The organism is Mesorhizobium sp. M0244 (assembly GCF_040321795.1).
Taxonomy (GTDB): Bacteria; Pseudomonadota; Alphaproteobacteria; order Rhizobiales; family Rhizobiaceae; genus Mesorhizobium.
In genome coordinates this window covers 1-21,241 of record NZ_JAMYSE010000040.1, presented here as the reverse complement: position 1 = coordinate 21,241, position 21,241 = coordinate 1, and the positions used below count along the sequence as shown (strand labels likewise).

Genomic DNA, 21,241 nt, shown 5'->3' with positions numbered 1-21,241 from the left:
TCGGCGTCGTAAAACTCAGCGCAGTTCAACACCTTCGCACGCCTGTCTGGCTCGGCGGCGTTCCTGGCGCCGCTCTGATTTTATCGATGACCTCCTCAGCCGGGCGATGCACCGGCTTCCGCCTCGGGTCACCGCAAGAGTGTTAGCCGCGCCGCGCCGCCTCGATCGCTGCGACGTCGATTTTCTTCATCTCCATCATCGCCTCGAACGCGCGCTTTGCTTCATCGCCGCCGGCGGCCATTGCCTCCGTCAGCACGCGCGGCGTGATTTGCCAGGAGATGCCCCATTTGTCCTTGCACCAACCGCACGCACTTTCCTGGCCGCCATTGCCGACGATGGCGTTCCAGTAGCGGTCGGTCTCCTGCTGATCGTCGGTGGCGATCTGGAAGGAGAAGGCTTCGTTGTGTTTGAACGCCGGCCCGCCATTGAGGCCGAGACAGGGGATGCCGGCGACCGTGAAATCGACCGTCAGCACGTCGCCCGCCTTGCCGGACGGATAGTCGCTGGGGGCGCGGTGGACGGCATTCACCGAGCTGTCAGGAAAGGTCTCGGCATAGAAGCGGGCTGCAGCCTCGGCGTCCTTGTCGTACCAAAGGCAGATCGTGTTCTTGGCGATTGTCATTGCTGGTCCCTTTGCTTTTGAAATCAACCTGGCTTTTGAAGTTAACCCGGGCTTTTGAAGCCGATCCGGCCATTTTCCCACCCTCGGGCCGTTTCACAGCCAGCCTCGGCTTTGCACCAGAACATGGAATGCGCTTGTGCCATCTGACGTTCCGACAGCAACACCTGAACGGTAGCAAGGTATCACGGCTGGTGCTTTTAAGACCAGACGCGGGCAGTGACTCGAACGGGCGACGGTCCGCCGGGGCCTCGACCGGCGGACTTCACTTTTTTGTCTGGGGCAGCGCCGCTTTGCTCAAGGTCGTGCTGCCTTTCAGTTGGGAGCGGCGGTGCCTCAGAAGGCGCACAAGCAAGTTCCGTCTGCCCTTGCGCCGGACGAGATCGATATCGCTGACAAGTTTTGCGCCGCCCTCGCGCCGCTCCAATGTGATCTTGCGGCTATGGAAGGCTTCCAGCTCGGCGCGATGCGCTACGCTGATGATGGTGACCTTTGGCAATTCGCGAATGATCATCTCCATCATCGTCTCCTGGCTCTTTTCATCGAGTGCTGAGGTTGCTTCATCCAGCACTATGATATCGGGGCTGTGCAGCAGAAGACGCGCGAAGGCGAGCCGCTGCTTTTCGCCACCCGACAAGGTCTGGTCCCATGGCGCGTCGACCTCGATCTTATCGTTGAGATAGCCGAGTCCCACCTTGTCGAGGGCAGCCTTGATCATATCCAGCGTCCAGTTGTCGGCGGCGCCTGGATAGGCGACTGCGCGGCGAAGGGTCCCGGTGGGTATGTAAGGCCGTTGCGGCAACATGAACAACCGTCGGTTGGCGTGGATGTTGACGCTGCCGCTACCCCACGGCCACAGACCTGCGACGGCCCGCACCAGCGTGCTCTTGCCTGAGCCGGATTCGCCAGCAACGAGCACCCGCTCGGCTGGATCGATCACGACCTCGGTTTCTTTGACCACGGCGGTGCCGTCGTCGAGCGACACGGAGAGATTGTTCAGGCCGAGCATCGCATCGCCTTCTGTTTCGCCGCGCTTTATGCGTCCAAGGGTGTTGCTCTGTTCCGCACGCTCAAGCCCGTCGAGCGACATCATCAGCGAGGCGATGCGCCGTGCGCAGGCGTTCCAATCAGCGAGACGGGGGTAGTTGTCGACCAGCCATCCGAACGCGCCCTGCACGATGGCAAAGGCAGAGGCAGCCTGCATTACCTGTCCAAGTGTCATGCTGCCTTCGAGAAACTTTGGGGCGCAAAGCAAAACCGGCACGACTGGCGCAAACAGGCTCGACCCCTGCGACACCAGCGCTGTGCGCATGTGCTGGCCTGCAAGGAGCGCCCATTGCCTGAGCACATGGGCGAATGTCTTGTCGATGCCGCTACGCTCCTCCTCCTCGCCGCCGAGCAATGCGATACTCTCGCCGTTTTCCCGCACCCGCGTCAGCGTGTAGCGGAACTCGGCTTCCGCCTGATTTTTTTCCTCGGAGAGGTGGACGAAATGGCGGCCAATGACCGCCATCGAGGTGGACGTGATCGCGGCATACAGCACTGCGGTGATGACCAGGAAGCCGGGAATGGTGACGGTCGAACCTGCAATCGTCAGGGTCAGGGCCCCGCCGATCGTCCAGAGCACCACGATGAAGGTCGAGGCCGACAGAAATGCGACGATGACACCGGCGATGAAATCGACGGGCGATTCGGTGGCAATCCGCAAATCCTCCGCGATGCGGGCTTCGGGGTTGCTGTGGTCGCCGCCGACGAGGTTCAGCTGATAGTAGCGGCCGCTTGCGAGCCAACGCGCGATGACCGCGGTGGTGAGCCAGGAACGCCAGCGGCGCTGTATCGTCATACGAAAGAAGACTTGTGCCACCACAAGGCTTGCGCTTCCGAGCACGAGTGGCAGGAATACGCCGCTCAGCCAATATACGGTATGGGCATTGCGTTGCTCAATGGCGTCGAAAATCGCGCGGTTCCAGACATTGATCCCGTACTGGAAGCCGACATTGGTGACGATCAGGACCAACAGCCCGATCGTGCACGGCCAAGCGAGCCTATCGCCACTGCTGCCCCAGTAACCGCGCGCGCTGATCCAGAAACGCTTCAGCAGGTATCTCTTGCGCGCCTGCTCGGCCTCTTCAGGTGTCAGCTCAGGATCGGGTTCGATGAAATCCGGCGGCGGCGCGGCCTCGCCGACGACCTCAGACGCGACTTCGACAGTCGATTGCTTCTCCTGGCGCGACTTTTCAGTATCGCGCGATTTGGCGCCGTCGATCAATTTCGGCTTGAATTTAGCCTCGGACATCCGGCGATAACGGCTTAAAAATCAGAAGGTTTCATGATCTCCGCTCGAGATGCCGGCGTCTCTATAATTCGTTTCAGGCTTTCAAGATTCGTTCGCATGCCGCGTTCGAAGAAGCTGGACGCAAGCGGCGCGAGAAGTGCCATCGGCCCGGGAAGCCCCTTTCCGCTGATCGAACCCTCAAGATGGAGATGCGTTCTGTTTCCCGTCGGCACCAGCCGAAAGCGATAGGTAAATGGTGTCGGCCCGTCCAAGCTTGATAAAGTCAGCAGTGCATCGGCGTCGAACTCCGTGACCTCCACGATATTTTCGAGGACCTGCCCGGCAAGGTCGCGGCTGAAGCGATAGCGGCTGCCGCGACCGACCGGGCCGGCCGTGAGCTTGGTCACCGACTGTACCGCCGAGTACCAGGCCGGAGCGGCTTCGATATCCTCGATATGGCGGAAGACGATCTGGGCAGGCCTGTCGATCTCGATTGATGTGTCGAACATTTGTGACTTACTCCTTCGGGAGATCGGATGATGGCCCATTGCGCCGGGCGATTGCGTTGCCGGCAGCTGTTCCCGCGACCAGAGTTCGCAGCAGCCCGACGGCGGTTGTGATCTCGTCCAGGGTGAGCCGCTGGCCCAGCCATCCATAAAGCCGGGATTCGACCTGCCGGATTTCGGCGGCGAGCCGGTGCCCCTCCTGTGTCAGCTCCAGCTCCACCTGCCGACGATCCTCGGCGTTTTCCCGCCTGACGACGAGCGCCCGCTCGACCAGCGTGCTTACCAGCCGGCTGGGACTGCCGGTCTCGCAGACCAGCAGCTTGCCAACAGCGTTGAGCGACATTGGTTCGCCGGCCTTCAGGCAGCTGATGACTTCAGCCTGGGAAGGGGTGACGCCAAGCGGGGAGAGCAAGTCGGTAAGCAGCCTGTTGCCTTCGCGCTGGGCACCGAGAATCAGGAATCGCAGCTCCTCTTCCGGGTTCATGCCGCCGCTCCCAGTTCGAACGGAGCGGTCACCAGCTGACGCGTCGCCAGCCGCACGGCGCTCTCCGGATCATGGGTTGGCAGATAGATCGTCGGCCGCTGCTCAGCGAGGTGCCGGACGGCTCTCAGGGTTGCAGCGGCAACCTTGGTATCGGGTCCCACCCCGTCCACCTTGCCGGCAAGCATCAGTGCCTGGTTGTACGACGTGTCGCCTGCGAGAAAGAGCGTCGCGTCGCCGTCCTCCACCAGCACCGAAAGATGACCGGCAGTGTGACCAGGGGTAGCGATCGCTATGACCTCGCCCGCGATGGTCAAGCGCTTGCTCGCCGCAAATGGACCGAATGGTCCATCGTCGAGCTCGAGCCGTGTGGGGTTGAACCAGTCGGGCCAGCGTTGCGGCAGGTAGCCGCGGAGCATTCCCATGAAACCCGACGCCGTGTCGATCTCACTGGGGGCGGCGAGTATCTCGCTATGTGGAAAGTGCACGAGACCCGCGTCATGGTCCATGTGCAGATGCGTGAGCACCACCCACTTGACGTCGCGCGGTCCCATGCCCAGGCTGCGCAGCTGCGGCCCGATCTCCTCTTCCGGCTCGATACGGTAGCGTACTTCCCAGCGAAAAAACGGATGCAGCGAGCGTCCGTGCCAGTTCAGCAGATGTGCCGCCTGTCCAGTGTCGACAACGATGACGCCCTCGTCGTGCTCGATGGCCCAGGCGAAGGTCGGCAGCCAGTCGGACCAGTTCCTGTCGGCAAAGATGCTGGCAAGCCCATGGCCGCGTCCCTCGATCTGGGCCGTCTTGATGCGGACCGATCCGGTCCGGATGGCATGTACCTTCATTTTCATTCTCCATTAAATGACGTGTCATTATATGACGCGTCGTGTATTAGGTGTCAATATGGGCCGAGGAGAAAGATCGGCGCGCTTGCGCTATGAGAATCGCGAGCATCTGCTGCTCGCCGCTGACGCCATGCCGGCGCTGAATTCCGGAACAAGGGCGCGATTTTGCCGTTGAGCCAGAAATTGGAAGCGATCCGCATGTCCGAATTGCCTAATGAAGAGATCGAAGGGCGGCTGAATGCCCAGCGCGAGACTTTGGCGCTGGTCATCGCGCTACTTGCCCGCCTGGACACGCCACCCGAGCGGATATGGGCCGAACTGGAGGCCCGTTTTCAGTTTCAGAACAGTCAGGAGGACCCCGGCGTCCTGCCAAGCCGCGCATTCGCCATCGAGGGTGCGAAGATGCGGGAGTTCAAGCTGATCGCCGAAGAAGCGCGAGCGCGCAATGCGGAATGGAACGACAGGGACAAGCCACAGGGCGCCAACTGAACCCCGGCGAGTGGATGCAGGACCGGCTATTTTGCGAGGGACCGAGCCGCGTCAGCTTTGCCCAAGAAGTGCACGCGCCAACTCTTCCCATTCCTCGTCAAGCGTTGAGGTCGACGGCGCGGCGTTGCTGCGGCGATACCAATATTCCGCATTCGACTGGTCGCCTTCCTTGCGATGGAGGTAGGCATGCACGTGCATGCCCGCCGTATCGTCGCGCTGCTGCGCGCATTCGTGCGCCTTAGCCCAATCGCCCTTTGCATCCCACCACAGCGCCTGCAGGGCAGGGCTCAAGCCGGCTGGTGGCTGTGGTTTTGCAATCGAATCCCTGAAGGTTTGCAGATCCATTTTTCCACCGTGGTGACATGCAGAGCGCCGATAATAGCCGCACCGGCAGCCGACCGATAGCGTGCATTGGGCGGGATGACTGGAATGGGTGTCAGGAGCGCTGAGAGCGGACGTCCGATAACCGCACGGCCAGACGCTTGATTCGGTGACGTGCATGAAATAGTGCGCACCACGACACCATGACGCTTGAGACAACGAGGATGAGTAGCGAGCCGATGACAGCCTCCGACAACCCGCGCCAATTCTACCACGGCACCCGGGCCGACCTTAAACCGGGAGACCTGATCGAAGCCGGCTACAGTTCCAATTACGGCGCGCGAAAGCAGGCGGCCTGGGTCTATCTGAGTGGCACTCTGGATGCGGCCATCTGGGGTGCCGAGCTGGCCACTGGTGACGGACGGGAAAGGATCTACATCGTCGAGCCAACCGGCCCGATCATGGACGACCCAAACCTTACCGACAAGAAATTCCCCGGCAATCCGACGCAGTCCTATCGCGCCCGCGAGCCGCTCAGGATCACCGGCGAGGTCACCGAGTGGCAGGGCCACTCCCCCGAGCGGCTGAAGGAGATGAAGGATCATCTCGAACGCCTGAAGGCGCAAGGCATCGAGGCGATCGATTGAATTGCCAAGCTTGGCCTTGGCGTACGGTCGGCGGCAATCGCATTTCTGCGTCGCAGCCGCGCGAAAAATACGGCTCCACGTCCGCAATTGGGTCAAGAGCTGACATTCGAACAGCCCACCCCGCACCGCGTCTTACCGCACCACCTCGCGGTGGCCGCCGGGCAGGCGGGTGGCGATGAGCTTGTCGATGCGGCGGCCGTCGAGGTCGACCACCTCGAAGCGCCAGCCTTGCGCGTCGACGCATTCGCCGGTCGCCGGCAGATGGTGCATATGCGACAGCACATAGCCGGCGACGGTTTCGTAGTCGCGGTTCTCGGGCAGGTCGATGCCGAGAACCTCCGCCATCTCGTCGGCCTGCATGTAGCCGGCGAGCAGCCATGAGCCGTCCTCGCGCTTGACGGCGTTTTCCTCTTCGCCGGCGTCGAGGTCCGAACGGAAGACGCCGGTGATCGCCTCCAGTATGTCGGCCGGGGTGACGATGCCTTCGAAATGGCCGTATTCGTCATGCACCAGCGCCATCGGCACGTCGGATTCCTTCAGCGTCGCAAGCACGTCCAGCGCGTCGGCTTGGTCATGCACGATCGGCGCGGCGCGCACGTGCCGGCGCGGGTCCAGCGCGCGGCCGCCCAGCATCGCCGCCAGCACGTCGCGGGTCTGGACGACGCCGATCATGGCGTCGACGCCGCCGTCGCCGGCCGGCAGGCGCGAATGCTGGGTTTCCATCAACAGCTTCCTGATGGTCGCCTCGTCGGATTGCAAATTGATCCAGTCGACCTCGGTGCGTGGCGTCATCACCGCACGCACGGCACGATCACCGAGCCGCATGACGCCCGCGATCATGCGCCGTTCGTCGGATTCGATGGTGCCATGGTGCTCGGCTTCGGCGACCAGCATCTTGATCTCCTCGTCGGTGACCTTCTCCTCGCTCTGGCCGCGCTGGCCAAGCAGCCACAGGAGGGCACGGCCGGAAAAATCGAGCAGGAAGACCAGCGGCGCCGAGACGCTGGCGAGGATTGTCATCGCCGGGGCGACCCTGACGGCGACCCGTTCGGGGTCGCGCAATGCGATCTGCTTGGGCACCAGTTCGCCGATGATCAGCGAGCCATAGGTGATGACAGCGACGACGATGCCGACGCCGAGGGGATCGGCGAGGCTTTCGCGGACGCCGGCCGACGCCAGGAAGGTAGCCAGCCGCTGGCCGAGCGTGGCGCCGGAAAAGGCGCCGGACAAAACGCCCACCAAAGTGATGCCGATCTGCACCGAGGACAGGAACTTTCCCGGATTGGCGCCGAGCGCCAGAGCCCGGCCGGCACCCTTGACATTGCGGTCGATCATCGCTTTGAGCCGGGCCGGCCGCGACGAGACGATAGCGAGCTCGGACATCGACAGAAGGCCGTTCACGCAGATGAGGACGACCACGATGGCAATTTCAGCATAAAGCATGCCGGGTCCATAGCATTGCCGCGCGGTTTTCGAAAATAGGACGGCCGCGATTTTTCAAGATAGCGCGCGGAGCTGATCTCCGACATCCCAAGGCGGCGCGGAAAAATGCTCGATCAGGGTGTCGACGACGACGCGGACTTTCGGCGCGAGGTTGCGCGTCACCGGCCAGATGGCATGCACCACGGCGTTCTCGACAAGACAGTCCGACAGAACCATTTCGAGTTCGCCGCGCCTGACGCTATCGGCCGTCAGCCATGTCGGCAGAAAGACGATGCCGCAGGCCGCCAGTGCTGCATCGAGCATCGGTTCGCCGTGACCGAGCACCAGCCGCGCCTTGGGCGCGAACTTTTCGAGACGGCCGTCGGCATGCCTGATGGTCCAGGGATGGACCGTGCCGTCGCGGCCGTAGCCGATGAGGCTGTGCCTGGCGATCTCCTCGATCGATCGCGGCCTGCCATGTGCATTGAGATAGGCGGGGGCGGCGACGATGCCCGAGCGCTGGGCATAGATGCGGCGCGCGGCGATGGAAAGGCTGTCGTCGAGGTCGCCCATACGCACCGCCAGGTCAATGCCTTCCTCGATCAGGTCGACGCGCCGGTCGTTGAACGAGATTTCCATCGTCAGGTCCGGGAATTTTTTGGAAATGTCGAACAGCAGCGGGGCGACGCATCGCCGGCCGAAGGCCAAAGGCAGGTCGACGCGCAGCCGCCCGGAAGGCACCTGCTTGCGCGATGCCAACAGCGACCGGGCGGCTTCGATCTCGGCCAGCGCCCTGACGCAGGCTTCGTAATAGCTCAAGCCCTCGCTGGTCGGGCTCAGGCTGCGGGTGGTGCGGTTGAGCAGGCGAACGCCCAATCGCTGTTCCAACTGCGCGATCGATTTGCCGACCGCCGATTTGGTGACATGCAGCCGGACAGCGGCGCCGGTGAAGCTGCCGGCCTCCACCGTATGAACGAATGCGACGATGCCTTGCAGGTTGGCCGATTCCAATGAAGCTCTCCTATTGTAGAGTTTTGTTCCTAAATTTGTTGCGGAACATGCCACATGGAAGCACTTTTCTCGATAGTGAAACGGCGTAAATATCTGGCGCAGCCATCAACAGCGGAGCGCGAACCGAATGAGCACCGAAAACAACACGTCCTGGGAGATGAACGGTTTCGGCCTGTCCAGGATGAAGCCGGCTAAGGGAAAGGTGCCCCAACCCGGGCCACATGACCTTCTGGTACGCGTCACAGCGGTATCTTTGAACTACAAGGACAGGATGATCGTCGATGGCGTGCTGATGCCGGACCTCACCTTTCCGTTCGTGCCGACATCGGACGCGGTGGGCGAGGTGGTGGCCACCGGCGGCGAAGTCAGCCGCTTCCGGGTCGGGCAGCGCGTGCTCGGCCAGGTGATCGCCGACTGGCCGGACGGCGGCGCACCGCCGGTGCTGCACAAGCATACGTTGGGATCGTCACTGCCCGGCACGCTGTCCGAGCATGTGCTTTTTCATGAAGATGCCGCCGTGGCGGCGCCGCCGTCGTTCAGCGATGTCGAGGCGTCGACGCTGCCGATCGCGGCGCTGACGGCGTGGTTCGCGCTGGTCGAGGCGGCCAAGCCGATCCCGGGCGAGACCGTTCTCATCCAGGGCACCGGCGGCGTGTCGCTATTTGCGCTGCAGTTCGCCGCCGCCTTCGGCCTGCGCGCCATCGTCACCTCGAGCAGCGACGAGAAGCTCGAACGGGCGAAGGCGCTCGGCGCCTGGCAAGCGATAAACTATCGCAGCCATCCGGCATGGGACGAGGTCGCCCGCGAGTTGACAGACGGCACCGGCGTCAGGCACGTGCTGGAAATGGTCGGCGGCGACAATGCGCGGCGCTCGCTCAATGCGCTCGGCGCCGACGGCCGGATGTCGGTGATAGGCCTTCTGGGCAGCATGGAACTCAGTTTCCCGATCATTCCGTTCCTGCGCAACCGGATCGTCGTACAGGGCATATCGATCGGCCATCGACGCGCCTTCGAGCGGATGAACCAGGCGATCGAGACGCTCGCGATCAAGCCAGTGATCGACAAGGTCTTCGGCTTCGACGAGGTGCCGCAGGCATTCGAGCGGTTGGAGACGGGACCGTTCGGCAAGATCGTGATCACCGTGCCCTGACCCCGTCGGGACGAAGGCTGTCATACGGCGCGCCTACGGCAGTTGCAGCAGGATGCCGAGGATGACCTTGCCGTCGGTGAAATAGGGATCGCCTTCGCCGTTGCGCCCGGTCTTTGTGGCGCCGACACCTGGTATCTCGCTGGTCGAGATCAGCATGCCGGCGGCGGCGAGGTCGCGCATCAACCCATCGCGCTCGGCGTCGATGTCGGGGCCGATGTGATGGGTGATCGCGCCGGTATCGTGGCTGAGGCCGACGCCACGATCGAAGCTGGCCGAGCCCAGCCAAAGCGGCCGGCCGTCGTCGCCGGTCGCATCGGTCTGCCAGAAGCGGACGTGGTGGCGCCGGGCGGGGCTGGCGCCGCCCCGCTGTTCGAAGGCGAAGTCCTGGGCGCGACCTTCGAACAACAGCCGGCTGACCGGCGCGTCGGGATAGGGGCGGCCGAACAGCACGCTTTCGCCGATCTCGATCGCGGTCTTCAGCGTGATTGCGTCTGCCGTATCCCAGCCGGCGACGGCAAAAGCATGGACAAGCTCCTTCTTCGTGCCGACAAGGCCGACATTGATCGGATCGCCCGGAATGCCTTGCGGCGTATGCGTCACCATCTCGAATTGGCGGCTGCGAAAATTGCGGTCCCGCAACGTCCAGAACTCGGGCGCGGCGAAATAGGCGAGCGATAGATAGGCGGCACAGCATGCCACCAGCCAGGTCGTTGCGCGTCGTCGAAGGCTTCGTTTGCTCATGCGAAAACTTAGCGCCTAAGTGTATCTGGCTAGAGCTTACCACGCCTTCGTCATCCTCGGGCGGAGCAGGAGCGAAGCGACGTCGCGGAGACCCAAGGATCCATGCCATGAGGTGGAACGAAGTGCGCAACGGTCCAGAAAACGGGCATTGTCCTTATTGTTCTTTGCCATCCGGACAAAGGACGGCTTCACCGCCATTGTCGTCGTCTTCACAAAAATCCCAGCTTCCGCACCGCAGCGACGCTCGCCGGTCACGGGCATGGATTCTCGGGTCTGCGCGCTTCGCTTCGCTCACGCTCCGCCCAAGGATGACCAAGGGATATATGGTTTCGGCCAATCTGAAAGACTGCCAATCAGCGGCAGGCGCGATAGCCGTTCTTGCGGTTCTTGATGTCGAAATGGAAATGGTTGCGGTGGTCGTAATTATAGCCGGGGCCGAGCACGGTGGTGAAATATTGGCAGCCGTCGGCGCGCACATTGTTGAGGAAGCCGCGAGTGCGGAAGGCGAACAGGCCGGGCTTGCGGACGTCGATGTCGTCGCCATTGTTGAGCTCGATGCTCATCACGTCGAGCGCATTGCCCTTGCCGTGTTCCGACAACACGCCTTCGCCGGCGATCCTGCGGCAGGAATAGCTCGAGCCCTGGTGGATGGTCTTGACGCCTGAAAAATAGCGCCAGCGGGCCGACGGGACGAGTTCGTTCCTGGTCCAGCCGGCGAAAGTGGCGGCCATGTCGCAGGTCAGCGTCGCGGCCGGCTTCATCTCGACGCTGCCGATGGCCGAGATCTTGACGGGATAATCGATGCCGCACTGGCCTTCATGGATCGGCGCAATGTCGGTGTAGACGACACCGAGGCGTTTCAGTTCCTTTCGGCAATCGATCTCGGTGGCCGGCATCTGTTCGGCCGGCGACATCGGGTCGCCCATGCGCGGATAGGCGGCCGTCATGTAGGGGTTGGATGGGACGAGGCGCTGCATGCCGGAATATTCTGGGCCGGAACTTTGTGGGCCGGAAGTTTGCGGGACGGCAGCGGTCTGGCTGCCGACATCGACGGCCGGCTGCAGCGACAGCACGCTGCTGGTATTGCAGGCGGAGACCCCCGCAATGGCAAGCATGGCGGCAAGCCTGCCGGCCATACGCGCGCGCCTTGTTTGCCGCGCGGCGGCAAGCGCAGCGCGAAATATTCCGGCCATCGGCAGGTATCCTGTCCCCAGATGGCACAGAGTTTAATCGCCAAGGGTAAAGGAAAAATCAGCGGCGCCGTTCACGCCTGCGGCCAAATTGCGGCGCCCGATGTCGGCGGGCTCGATGTCACTGGCAAAACGTACCGCCGTTGCGGCGCGGTTCGAGGTCGACGTGGAGATGCAGCGAATGATCGGCATCGCTGCCAGGGCCAAGCACGGTTTTGAACGGTCCGCAGGCCGCCTTGCGCACCGTGTCCAGAAATTTCGCGTCCTTCTGCGGCGGCGCCGGGCCGACATCGATCTCCTTCCCGTCCGAAAGCTTGAAGCTGGCGATATCGAGCGCATTGCCGAAGGCGTGCTCCGATAGTTTGCCGCCGGCGTGGCGCGGCCGGCAGACGAAGGCGGAGGCCTGGCCGATCGATTTGAGATCCTCGCCAAACTCCGCCTTGGCCGCGGGCTGGATGACGGCAGCGGCAAAGCGCGCGGTGGCCTCGGCCATTTGGCAATTCAGCTCGGTTTTGGGGCCGATGGCGATGGATTTGCCGAGCGTCTTCAGCACGATCGGGTAGGGGATAGAGCAACCGACCGCCGCATCCTGCTCGGGCTTGCGCTCCTCGAAATCGACGCCCATCGACTTCAGCCGCCTGCGGCAGGCCAACTCCTCGTCCGGCATTTCTTTATCGGCAATAGCCGCCGATCGAGGATCTGGAAGGATTTTTTTCTCCTCCTTTTTGTCCTCGGCTTCGGTCGGGTTTTGTGGCGCGACCGGTGCGCTTGCCAGCGGCACTGACTGTGCCGGCTTTTCAGGAGGTAGTGGTGCGATCGCCGGCGGCTCAGGCTGCTCGGTCTTGGATTGGCCGTTTTGGGACTGGCCGTTTTGGGATTGGCCGTTTTGCGGCTGCCCGTTTTGCGGCTGCTCGATTTGGGGCTGCTCGGCCTCTGCGGCCGGGCGCGGTTCGGGGACCGGGATGTCGGCCGGCGATGGCGGGGTGGCTTCCTGGTTGAACTCGGGAACGGGTGCAGTTTGCGGTAGTTTGGGCGCCTCGGCCGATACGGACCCGGCCAGCAGCGACGCCGCCGCAACGGCGAGCATCAGTCTGCACAATCTGGAAAAACCAAACGCCGCCATCAGCTCGCAACGGCCAGCGTGCAGGGAAGTTGCTTTGGGCGAGGGGCGCTGCCGATCACAATCGGTAACCGCGCTGTCATGCGCCGATCGCTTCAAGGCCCTCCTCGAGCCAGTCCGCCAGCAGCGGCATGCCGAGCAGATATTTTGCGGTGCGCTTGTTGGCGCGCTCGCGGGCGGCGGTCAGCGCGTCCGTCCATTCCGTCGCGTCATAGTCGCCGCGCCCGACCCAGGCCAGCGCAATCAGCTCGGCCGCTTCGTCGACATTGAGGTCGTCGATCAGCTCGCGCAGTTCTTCCTCGGTGAGATTTTCGGAGCTTTCCTCGGCAAGGCCGTCATGATGGTGGTTGTCGTGCGCGTTGCCGTCGAGCTCTATCTCGTGCTCGGCGCCGTCGGCATAGTCTTCGTTGACGGCGGCGCTGAGCGCCTTCGCCTTGAGGATGAACAGGCGCACGGTATCGGGACCGATCGAAAGCTCCCATTCCCGTTCAAGGCGTTGCTGCACCGGCGCTCTCCCTACTTCGTGCTCGGTTTGCCGGATGATAGCGGATTTGCAGCGCTCGTCACGTCATCTTGCGCGTCGGCGTTAATCGTTGAAGCATGATTTCCGATGCCGTGCGTTCCTGGGATGGATGGCGTTTGTAGGATAGGATGACATTTCCGGGACGAAACGGCTTTGGCCCGGCGTTAATGTTGCATTGTCAGGTTCAAAGGAGACTTCGATGCGCAGACGACTGCTGATTCAGGTCATGGCTATCGCCGCCCTGCCGCTGTTTGTGGCCCCGGCGTTTTCGGCTGGTGAGGGTGGGGGAGGTGGCGGCGGCGGAGGCGGAGGCAATGGCGGCAGCCAGACCCAGTGCAAGAAGGGGGAGGTCTGGGACAAGAAGCAGAAGAAATGCGTCTCGCCGAAGCAAGGCATGCTGGACGACGACAGCATCTATGATGCCGGTCACGATCTGGCGATGGCCGGGCGCTATGACGAGGCGATCGCCGTGCTCAGCCTCGCCGCCAACAAGCAGGATCCGCGCATCCTCAATTATCTCGGCTATTCGCACCGCCATTCCGGCCGCGTCACCGTCGGCCTCGGCTATTACGAGGAAGCGCTGCGCATCGACCCGAATTACACGCTGGTGCGCGAATATCTCGGCGAGGCGCACCTGCAGATCGGCGATCTTGCCGGCGCCCAGGAACAGCTCCGCGAGATCGAGAAGCGCGCGGGCAAGGGATCACGCGAATACGGCATGCTGTCGGAGCAGATCGATCATTTCATGAGGAGTTGATTCGACCCCCGAAACGCTCCTCATAACCGGCTGTGAGCAATCGCAGCCGGTTTTTTGCTGGGCTGCACATGTTGGCCCCCAACCGGGATTTGGCATCACGGTAATGTTGGAAGCGCCGCTTGACGTTGGGTCAACCGTGCCATCGGTGGATGATTTTTCAAAAACCGACTTTTTGGACGTGAAAAACCCGCGAAGATTGCTATATCTTGCGAAATTGTGGTGAGACGGTTCCGTTAGCCCGAGGCTGCCGGACCGTTTTCTTTTTGTACCATCGACAAGGTCGCTCCCGATTGCGGGGGCGGCGGCAGGAAAGGTCAGGCATTATGAACAAGGTCCCGATGACAGGCGAGGGGTTCGCGTCATTGAAGGAAGAACTGCGCTGGCGCCAGCAACAGGAGCGGCCGCGTATCATCGAGGCGATTTCCGAAGCGCGCTCGCATGGCGACCTCTCCGAAAATGCCGAATATCACGCGGCAAAAGAGGCACAGAGCCTCAATGAGGGCCGGGTCAACGAACTCGAGGACCTGATCGCGCGAGCCGAGGTGATCGACGTCACCAAGCTCAGCGGCGACAAGGTCAAGTTCGGCGCCACCGTGGTGCTGGTCGACGAGGATACCGAGGAGAAAAAGACCTACCAGATTGTCGGCGACCAGGAAGCGGACGTGAAGTCCGGCCGCATCTCGATTTCGTCGCCGATCGCGCGCGCCCTGATCGGCAAGGAAGTCGGCGACGCCATCGAGGTCAACGCACCGGGCGGCGCGCGCGGGTATGAGATCGTCCAGGTGCAGTTCATTTAAGGGCGCCTTTAATTCCATCAGCTAGCGCTGCCCCTCATCGCCCTGCCGGGCACTTCTCCCCGTATAGTGACGGGGAGAAGGGGCTGGCCGCAACGTCGGTGCTGTTTCTGCAACGTTGCTGATTGGCGAAATCCTCGGTGAAGGCGTCCTTCTCCCCGTCCCTATACATACGGGGAGAAGATGGCGGCAGCCAGATGAGGGGCAGCGCTAATCTTGCCGGTCAGCCCCTACCAACATTGATCGGACCAGTCTCCCGAAGCGCCAGCAACCTTTCGGCTTCCGCCACTACCTCCGCCGGCGTGACGATGCGCCCAGGCGCGGCCAGGAGCGTCGATGAGAATGGTCCGCGCGGGCCGGTCAGGCCGGGCTCGGTGGCGAGGAATACCGCCACCGTCGGCAGGCCGAAAGCGCTGGCGAGATGGGTGAGGCCGGTGTCGGCGCCGATGACCAGCGTCGAGCCGCCGATGACGGCGACGATCTCGGCAAGCGGCGACCTGGGAACCACCACGGTTTGCGAAACGGCGCCGGCGATCGCTTCGGCAACCGCCTGTTCCCGGTCGTCCGACCAGGTGGTGACCGGCGTCATTCCCTTGTCCACCAGCAGGCGAGCGGTTTCGATCCAGTCACCGACCGGCCATTTCTTGTCCTCGCGGCTGGTGCCGTGCAGCAGGAAGGCTGTCTTTTCACCGGCAAAAGTCGATCTTGCGGCCGGCGGCGCGATGCCGGAGTCAAGCCGGGAAAAATCCGGCTCGTAGCCGAGCGCCAGCCCGAACAGCCGTCTCGTGCGCTCGATGGCGTGCAGGCCGCGCGGCACGGCGTAGCGATGGCCATAAAACAGGCTCGCCGAAGGCTCGCGGGCGCTCGAACGGTCGAAACCGGCGATCGGCGCTGCCGCCAGCCGCGCCACCAGCGCCGATTTCAGCAGGCCTTGCGCATCGAGAACGAGGTCGTAGCGACAATCGCGCAAGGCGCGGCGCAAGCCGATCACTTCCTGCCATGTGCCGGGCTGAAGCAGCTTCCTGCGCCAGCGCCGGATCGCCACGCTGTGGATGGTTTGGATGGCTGGATGCAAGGCGACGATGCCGGCAAAGGCCTCTTCCACGCACCAGTCGAAGGAGATATCCGGTCGGCCGCGGCGCGCATCCTTGACTGCCGGAAAGGTGTGGATGACGTCGCCCATGGACGATGTCTTGACGATCAGCACTTTCATGCGGCGGCCGGCATTTCCAGCAGCCGCTCCGCCGCCGCCACGACGCGTTCGACCTCCAGCGTCTTCAGGCAGTTGAGATGACCGAGCGGGCAGATTTTTTTGTGGCAGGGCGAACAGGACAGGCCGAGCCAGAGCAGTTCGCGGCGCTCGGCGAGCGGCGGCGTGTTCTGCGGCGAGGTCGAGCCGTAGACGGCGACGACCGGCGTGCCGACGGCGGCGGCGACATGCATCAGCCCGCTGTCGTTGGAGACGGCGAGCCTCGCCGCCGCGATCAGGTCGATGGCATCCTCGAGCCGCGTCTGGCCGGCAAGATCGACGGCGCCCGGAGCCAGCGCGGCGATTTCCGCCGTCACCCCAGCGTCGTTCTTCGATCCGAACAGTGCCACGCCAAACCCTTTCGCCATCATCTCGCGGGCGAGCCCGGCATAGTGTTCGCTCGGCCAGCGCTTGGCCGGGCCGAATTCGGCGCCGGGCATGAGCGCCACGAATTTCCCCGCCGTCAGCCCGAAACGGCCGAACAATGCCGCCTGGTTGGCTTGATCGACGGCAAGCTTCGGCGCCTGGAACGCGCCGCCCCGGGCAAGGCTGAAATAGGCCTGCGCGGTGCGCCGTTTCAGGCGATCGGGCAACGGCACGATGTCGGTCAGCAGCCCGTAGCGCATTTCCTTGAGATGGCCGACACGGCGTGGAATGCCGGCAAAGAACGGGATCAGCGCCGACTTCCAGCTTCCCGGCAGGACAAAGGCCATGTCGTAGCGGCCGCGCAGCAGGCGGCCGAAGCGCCTTCGGACGCGGAATTCGAACGCGCCGGATTGCAGCGGCAGGTCGATCTGCTGGCGGATTTCGGGCATGCGCTTGACCAGCGGCGCTGCCCAGGCCGGCGCCAGCACGTCGATGGCGGCATCCGGATGAAGCTCCCTCAGCGCCTGGAACAGGCACTGCGCCATCACCATGTCGCCCACCCAGCGTGGGCCGATCACGAGGATCGTTGGGCTTTCAGCCATTCGACATAGTCTCTGACGCCGGTTTCCACTGTGCGGAACTGGCCATTGTAACCGGCTGCGCGCAAGCGGGACATATCAGCTTGCGTAAAGCTCTGGTAGCTGCCCTTGAGGTGGTCGGGAAACTCGATGAATTCGATCTGGCCCTTACCGAGCGCCTCGATCACCGTCTCGGCAATGGCGCGGAACGGCTGGGCCTTGCCGGTGCCGCAGTTGAAAATGCCGCTCGAGCCGCGTTTCCATAGCCACAGATTGACGTCGGCGACATCGCCGACATGGATGAAGTCGCGGCTCTGCTCGCCGGGCCCGAAACCGTCATAGGCGCCGAACAGCTTCGGGTTTTCGCCGCGTTCGACCTGGTTGAACAAATGGAAGGCGACCGAGGCCATGGCGCCCTTATGCGCCTCGCGCGGCCCGTAGACGTTGAAATAACGCAGGCCCGCCACCGGCGGATGGTCGGTATCGAAAACGGTGCGGCGGACATAGTCGTCGAACAGCTTTTTCGAATAGGCATAGACGTTGAGCGGCCGTTCGCATTCCGGCTCCTCGCGGAACTCGGCGCCGCCGCCATAGACGGAAGCCGAGGAGGCATAGAGGAAGGGCACGCGCAGCGCCAGGCAGGCGTGCAGCAGCCGCTTCGAATAGGCGTAGTTGACCTCCATCATGAACTTGCCGTTCCATTCGGTGGTGGTCGAGCAGGCGCCCTGGTGGAAGACGGCCTCGATGCGGCCGAGGTCCCCGGCCTCCATCCGCGCCAGGAAATCGTCCTTGTCGAGATAATCGGCGATCTCGAGGTCGGCGAGGTTGGTGATCTTGTGGCCGTCGGTGAGGTCGTCGACGACGAGGATGTCGCTGAAACCGTCGGCGTTGAGCGCGGCGACGATGTTGGAACCGATCATGCCGGCGCCGCCCGTGACGATGATCATGAAAGCCTCTGGTATCTTGTGCCGATTGTAGCCCTTGTGGGATTCTGGCCTTATAGGGGAGGCGGGCCGGGCTGTCGACAAAGAGGTGGCGGGGCGGCCGGGTGAGCGCCATAGTGGCGCCGCAAAGGTCTCGTTTCAGTCGGCCTGCCGGCCGATCGGCGACAGGAGCAAGGTAATGCCGTCAACCGAACTGCTTGTCGCCTTTTTCGCCACCACGGCGATCTTCGCCTATATCCCCGGCCCGGCCATGCTCTATGCCGCCGCGCAAACCATGGCGCGCGGCCGCTGGTCCGGCCTGATGGCGGCGCTCGGCATCCATCTCGGCGGCTATGTGCATGTCTTCGCCGCCGCTGTCGGCCTGTCGGTGCTTTTCCATGCCGTGCCGGTGCTTTACATGGCGGTCAAGCTGGTGGGTGCGCTCTATCTGATCTGGCTCGGTGTTTCGCTGTTTCGCGCCAAGGCGCAAGGCGATGCCGTCTTGCCGGGAATTCAGCCGAAATCCGCCCGCCGTGCCTTTTTCGAGAGCGTTGCCGTCGAGGTGCTCAATCCCAAGACGGCGATTTTCTTCATGGCGTTCCTGCCGCAATTCATCGACGCCTCGGCAGCGTTTCCGGTCTGGCTGCAGTTCGTCGTGCTTGGAACGATCGTCAACCTGATGTTCTCGTCGGCCGACATCGTTTGCGTGGTGCTGGCCGGCGCGGTGATCGCCAGGCTGCGGCGCTCGAGCCGGGCGCAGCGCCTGATGCGACGCGCCGGCGGTGCGGTGCTCGTCGGGCTAGGCGTGCATGTCGCGTTGCAGAAAAGCTGACGGACTGTCTCGCCGCCGCGATCTGCCGCTGCCCTGCCGTTGCGTTGGCTGAAATTGCGGTATATCGGCATCGCCATGAATGGTCGGCCCTGCCAATCGAGTCTCCCTGTCACTGAAATCGGCTCTCCCGCGCGTTGACATGATCAAGCTGCCTCCTCCCGAACCTCTTCACCGCGCCATCTCGCGGTTCGGCAACGCCACCGTGCTGGTGGTCGGCGACTTAATCCTCGACCGTTTCGTCAATGGCGTGATCGAGCGCATTTCGCCGGAAGCGCCGATCCCCGTGCTGCACGGGCGCGGCGAAACGCTGGCGATGGGCGGCGCCGGCAATGTCGTCGCCAACATCGTTTCGCTCGGCGCTGCCGCGATACCGGTCTCGGTGATCGGCGCTGACGAGGCCGGCAAAAACCTCATGCGCATGCTCGGCGAATTTGGCGTCGACATCGGCGGGCTGGCACAGGATGCCGATCGCATGACCTCGTCCAAAAGCCGCTTCAGCGCGCTCAACCAGCAGGTGCTGCGTTTCGACGAAGAGGAAATCAAGCCTTTGGGCAATGCCGAGCGCGCGATGCTGGTCGGGCGCTTCCGCGAAGCGCTGGCGCGGGCCGACATCGTCATCCTGTCCGACTATGGCAAGGGCGTGCTGCTCGACGGCGTCGCCGGCGAGCTGATCTCGATCTGCCGCGCGGCGGGCAAGCCGGTGCTGGTCGATCCGAAAGGCAGCGATTATGCGCGCTACGCTGGCGCGACGGCAATCACGCCCAACCGCAAGGAGCTCGGCGAGGCGGTCGGCCGCGCAGTGTTCGCCGACGACGAGATCGAGGCGGCGGCGCGCCAGCTGATTTCGGCGCACGGTTTGGATTTCGTGGTCGCGACGCGCAGCGAAAAGGGCATGAGCGTCGTCGGTCCGGACGACGCCCGCCATGTCGCCACGCAAGCGCGCGAAGTGTTCGACGTTTCGGGCGCCGGCGACACGGTGATCGCGACATTCGCACTGTCGCTGGCAGCAGGCGCCGACCGCGTCATGGCCGGGTCCATCGCCAACGCCGCCGGCGGCGTGGTGGTGGGCAAGCGCGGCACCGCGCGGCTGACGATTGAGGAACTCACCGGTGCGCTGTTTCGCTCGCATGGTCCGGTTGCCCACAAGGATGCGATCCTCGATGCCGCCGCCGCAGCACGGCTGGTGGCGGCCTGGAAGGACGAGGGCTTGAGCGTCGGCTTCACCAATGGCTGTTTCGACATCCTGCATGCCGGCCATGTCAGCCTGTTGCATGCGGCGCGCAGCCAATGCGACCGGCTGGTGCTCGGCCTCAACAGCGACGCCTCGGTGCGCCGGCTGAAAGGGCCGGGGCGCCCGGTCAACGACCAGCATGACCGCGCCTGCGTGCTGGCCGCGCTAGCCTCGGTCGACGCCGTTGTCATCTTCGAGGAGGATACGCCGCTTTCGCTGATCGAAGCGCTGAGCCCCGACATACTGGTCAAGGGCGCCGACTATACGGTCGATCAGGTGGTCGGCGCCGATGTGGTGCAGAAGGCGGGCGGGCGCGTCGTGCTGGTCGACCTCGTCGCCGGCAAAAGCACGACCGGCACCATCGGCAGATTGCGCGCCGGCAACTGAGGGTTTCATGTCCGAACTGAACGAATACCTGGTCCGCTCGGCGGCCGCGATTTCGGCGATGATCGAGCGCGACCTTGCCAGTGAGATGGAGCGGGCGGTGAGCGCCGTGGTCGCGGCGCTTTCGCAAGGAAAGGCACTGCTGATAGCCGGCAATGGCGGCTCGGCCAGCGATGCCATCCACATCGCCGGCGAGCTGGTCGGCCGCTTCCTCAGGGAGCGCAAGGCCTACAACGTCATCGCGCTGCCGGCCAATGCGGCGGTGCTGACCGCCTGGGGCAATGATTACGGCTTCGACACGGTGTTTGCGCGCCAGGTCGAGGCGCACGGCTCGGCGGGTGCGGTGCTGCTCGCCATTTCGACCAGCGGCAATTCGCCAAGCATCCTCGCCGCCGCAGAGCAGGCGCGCTTGATGGACATGACGGTGATCAGCCTGACCGGCGACACCGGCGGCAAGCTGAAGCCATTGTCGGACATCCTGCTCAACGTGCCCTCGACCTCGACGCCGATCATCCAGCAGGGGCATTTGTGCCTTTATCACCATTTGTGCGAAATAGTCGAAACGCGCCTCTGCGACGCGGGGTGATCGCGCGTTCCCCTTGCAGGGGCAGATGGCCGGCAGGGGGTGCTGTCCCGCCGACTTCTCAAGACCTGGGTTCCTCGCCCACCGCGAAGCGGGGGAGAGGTGGCCGCGAAGCGGCCCGAGAGGGGCTTTAGTAGAGCGCGGTTACCCGCACCGTCGCGCGCTTTAAGCGCCCCCGCCCCTCTCGTTATAAACACATTCGCGGAC

23 protein-coding genes are annotated in these 21,241 nt (G+C 63.5%); 8 read left to right on the top strand and 15 right to left on the bottom strand.

All coding sequences use genetic code 11. The annotated features are described in order from the left end of the window. Window positions 1-142 precede the first annotated feature (142 nt). From NKJ08_RS22015 to NKJ08_RS21995, 5 genes are all read right to left on the bottom strand, one after another. Window positions 143-616, bottom strand: coding sequence for a VOC family protein (locus NKJ08_RS22015; protein WP_352523401.1), 474 nt, complete (start codon window positions 614-616; stop codon window positions 143-145). Between the two features lie 268 nt (window positions 617-884). Next, on the bottom strand, window positions 885-2,915 hold the full coding sequence (locus NKJ08_RS22010) for an ABC transporter ATP-binding protein/permease (RefSeq protein WP_352523245.1): 2,031 nt from the start codon (window positions 2,913-2,915) through the stop codon (window positions 885-887). Window positions 2,916-2,929: 14 nt separating this feature from the next. Then, a complete protein-coding gene (locus NKJ08_RS22005) occupies window positions 2,930-3,442 on the bottom strand; it encodes an SRPBCC family protein (RefSeq protein ID WP_352776686.1) in 513 nt (170 codons plus the stop codon). Next, window positions 3,411-3,884 (bottom strand): MarR family winged helix-turn-helix transcriptional regulator, encoded by a 474-nt coding sequence (locus NKJ08_RS22000; protein ID WP_352523248.1) that lies wholly within the window; start codon window positions 3,882-3,884, stop codon window positions 3,411-3,413. Before NKJ08_RS22000 ends, NKJ08_RS22005 begins: the two co-directional genes overlap by 32 nt. Continuing rightward, window positions 3,881-4,723, bottom strand: coding sequence for an N-acyl homoserine lactonase family protein (locus tag NKJ08_RS21995; RefSeq protein WP_352783294.1), 843 nt, complete (start codon window positions 4,721-4,723; stop codon window positions 3,881-3,883). Before NKJ08_RS21995 ends, NKJ08_RS22000 begins: the two co-directional genes overlap by 4 nt. A 183-nt stretch (window positions 4,724-4,906) precedes the next feature. Between NKJ08_RS21995 and NKJ08_RS21990 the strand changes: the two genes are divergently transcribed. Then, entirely contained in the window at window positions 4,907-5,212 is a 306-nt protein-coding gene (locus tag NKJ08_RS21990) for a hypothetical protein (protein ID WP_352523251.1), read from the top strand. Window positions 5,213-5,263: 51 nt separating this feature from the next. Here NKJ08_RS21990 and NKJ08_RS21985 read toward each other — a convergent pair whose 3' ends face one another. Further along, complete coding sequence (locus NKJ08_RS21985; RefSeq protein WP_352523252.1) at window positions 5,264-5,557, bottom strand: hypothetical protein; 294 nt, start codon at window positions 5,555-5,557, stop codon at window positions 5,264-5,266. A gap of 215 nt (window positions 5,558-5,772) precedes the next feature. On the opposite strand from NKJ08_RS21985, the gene arr reads away from it, so the two are divergent. Beyond that, window positions 5,773-6,180: an NAD(+)--rifampin ADP-ribosyltransferase gene (gene arr / locus NKJ08_RS21980; RefSeq protein ID WP_502896062.1), complete on the top strand. Its 408-nt coding sequence runs from the start codon at window positions 5,773-5,775 to the stop codon at window positions 6,178-6,180. 132 nt (window positions 6,181-6,312) lie between these two features. Here arr and NKJ08_RS21975 read toward each other — a convergent pair whose 3' ends face one another. Beyond that, on the bottom strand, window positions 6,313-7,623 hold the full coding sequence (locus NKJ08_RS21975; RefSeq protein ID WP_352523255.1) for a hemolysin family protein: 1,311 nt from the start codon (window positions 7,621-7,623) through the stop codon (window positions 6,313-6,315). 54 nt (window positions 7,624-7,677) lie between these two features. Then, complete coding sequence (locus NKJ08_RS21970; protein ID WP_352523257.1) at window positions 7,678-8,613, bottom strand: LysR family transcriptional regulator; 936 nt, start codon at window positions 8,611-8,613, stop codon at window positions 7,678-7,680. Window positions 8,614-8,740: 127 nt separating this feature from the next. Between NKJ08_RS21970 and NKJ08_RS21965 the strand changes: the two genes are divergently transcribed. Beyond that, the gene (locus NKJ08_RS21965) at window positions 8,741-9,763 is read left to right on the top strand and encodes a zinc-dependent alcohol dehydrogenase family protein (RefSeq protein ID WP_352523258.1); all 1,023 of its coding nucleotides are present in this window, start codon (window positions 8,741-8,743) and stop codon (window positions 9,761-9,763) included. Window positions 9,764-9,796: 33 nt separating this feature from the next. Here NKJ08_RS21965 and NKJ08_RS21960 read toward each other — a convergent pair whose 3' ends face one another. The 4 genes from NKJ08_RS21960 to NKJ08_RS21945 form a co-directional block, all read right to left on the bottom strand. Beyond that, complete coding sequence (locus NKJ08_RS21960) at window positions 9,797-10,504, bottom strand: LssY C-terminal domain-containing protein (protein WP_352783289.1); 708 nt, start codon at window positions 10,502-10,504, stop codon at window positions 9,797-9,799. Between the two features lie 353 nt (window positions 10,505-10,857). Further along, window positions 10,858-11,697, bottom strand: a complete 840-nt coding sequence (locus tag NKJ08_RS21955) for an extensin-like domain-containing protein (RefSeq protein ID WP_352523262.1) — start codon at window positions 11,695-11,697, stop codon at window positions 10,858-10,860. 118 nt (window positions 11,698-11,815) lie between these two features. After that, on the bottom strand, window positions 11,816-12,781 hold the full coding sequence (locus NKJ08_RS21950; RefSeq protein ID WP_352783286.1) for an extensin-like domain-containing protein: 966 nt from the start codon (window positions 12,779-12,781) through the stop codon (window positions 11,816-11,818). A 112-nt stretch (window positions 12,782-12,893) separates the two neighbouring features. Further along, the gene (locus tag NKJ08_RS21945) at window positions 12,894-13,319 is read right to left on the bottom strand and encodes a DUF3775 domain-containing protein (RefSeq protein WP_352523265.1); all 426 of its coding nucleotides are present in this window, start codon (window positions 13,317-13,319) and stop codon (window positions 12,894-12,896) included. A 217-nt stretch (window positions 13,320-13,536) separates the two neighbouring features. Between NKJ08_RS21945 and NKJ08_RS21940 the strand changes: the two genes are divergently transcribed. After that, window positions 13,537-14,094: a tetratricopeptide repeat protein gene (locus NKJ08_RS21940; RefSeq protein ID WP_352523266.1), complete on the top strand. Its 558-nt coding sequence runs from the start codon at window positions 13,537-13,539 to the stop codon at window positions 14,092-14,094. 323 nt (window positions 14,095-14,417) lie between these two features. Further along, window positions 14,418-14,891 carry a transcription elongation factor GreA gene (gene greA / locus NKJ08_RS21935; RefSeq protein WP_023719113.1) on the top strand — a complete coding sequence of 158 codons (474 nt, stop codon included), beginning with the start codon at window positions 14,418-14,420 and terminating at the stop codon, window positions 14,889-14,891. 220 nt (window positions 14,892-15,111) lie between these two features. On the opposite strand, the gene waaC is transcribed toward greA, so the two are convergent. Genes waaC through rfaD form a run of 3 tightly spaced genes read right to left on the bottom strand, consistent with a single transcriptional unit; the run spans window position 15,112 to window position 18,028 of the window. Beyond that, entirely contained in the window at window positions 15,112-16,101 is a 990-nt protein-coding gene (gene waaC / locus NKJ08_RS21930; protein ID WP_352523267.1) for a lipopolysaccharide heptosyltransferase I, read from the bottom strand. Next, window positions 16,098-17,105, bottom strand: a complete 1,008-nt coding sequence (gene waaF / locus NKJ08_RS21925; RefSeq protein ID WP_352523268.1) for a lipopolysaccharide heptosyltransferase II — start codon at window positions 17,103-17,105, stop codon at window positions 16,098-16,100. Before waaF ends, waaC begins: the two co-directional genes overlap by 4 nt. Beyond that, window positions 17,078-18,028 carry an ADP-glyceromanno-heptose 6-epimerase gene (gene rfaD / locus NKJ08_RS21920; protein ID WP_352523269.1) on the bottom strand — a complete coding sequence of 317 codons (951 nt, stop codon included), beginning with the start codon at window positions 18,026-18,028 and terminating at the stop codon, window positions 17,078-17,080. Before rfaD ends, waaF begins: the two co-directional genes overlap by 28 nt. A 175-nt stretch (window positions 18,029-18,203) precedes the next feature. Here rfaD and NKJ08_RS21915 point away from each other — a divergent pair, with 175 nt between their 5' ends. From NKJ08_RS21915 to NKJ08_RS21905, 3 genes are all read left to right on the top strand, one after another. Continuing rightward, on the top strand, window positions 18,204-18,836 hold the full coding sequence (locus NKJ08_RS21915; protein WP_352523270.1) for a LysE family translocator: 633 nt from the start codon (window positions 18,204-18,206) through the stop codon (window positions 18,834-18,836). 139 nt (window positions 18,837-18,975) lie between these two features. Further along, the gene (rfaE1, locus tag NKJ08_RS21910; RefSeq protein WP_352523271.1) at window positions 18,976-20,454 is read left to right on the top strand and encodes a D-glycero-beta-D-manno-heptose-7-phosphate kinase; all 1,479 of its coding nucleotides are present in this window, start codon (window positions 18,976-18,978) and stop codon (window positions 20,452-20,454) included. A gap of 7 nt (window positions 20,455-20,461) precedes the next feature. After that, window positions 20,462-21,037 carry a D-sedoheptulose-7-phosphate isomerase gene (locus NKJ08_RS21905; protein ID WP_352523273.1) on the top strand — a complete coding sequence of 192 codons (576 nt, stop codon included), beginning with the start codon at window positions 20,462-20,464 and terminating at the stop codon, window positions 21,035-21,037. Window positions 21,038-21,241: the final 204 nt, after the last annotated feature.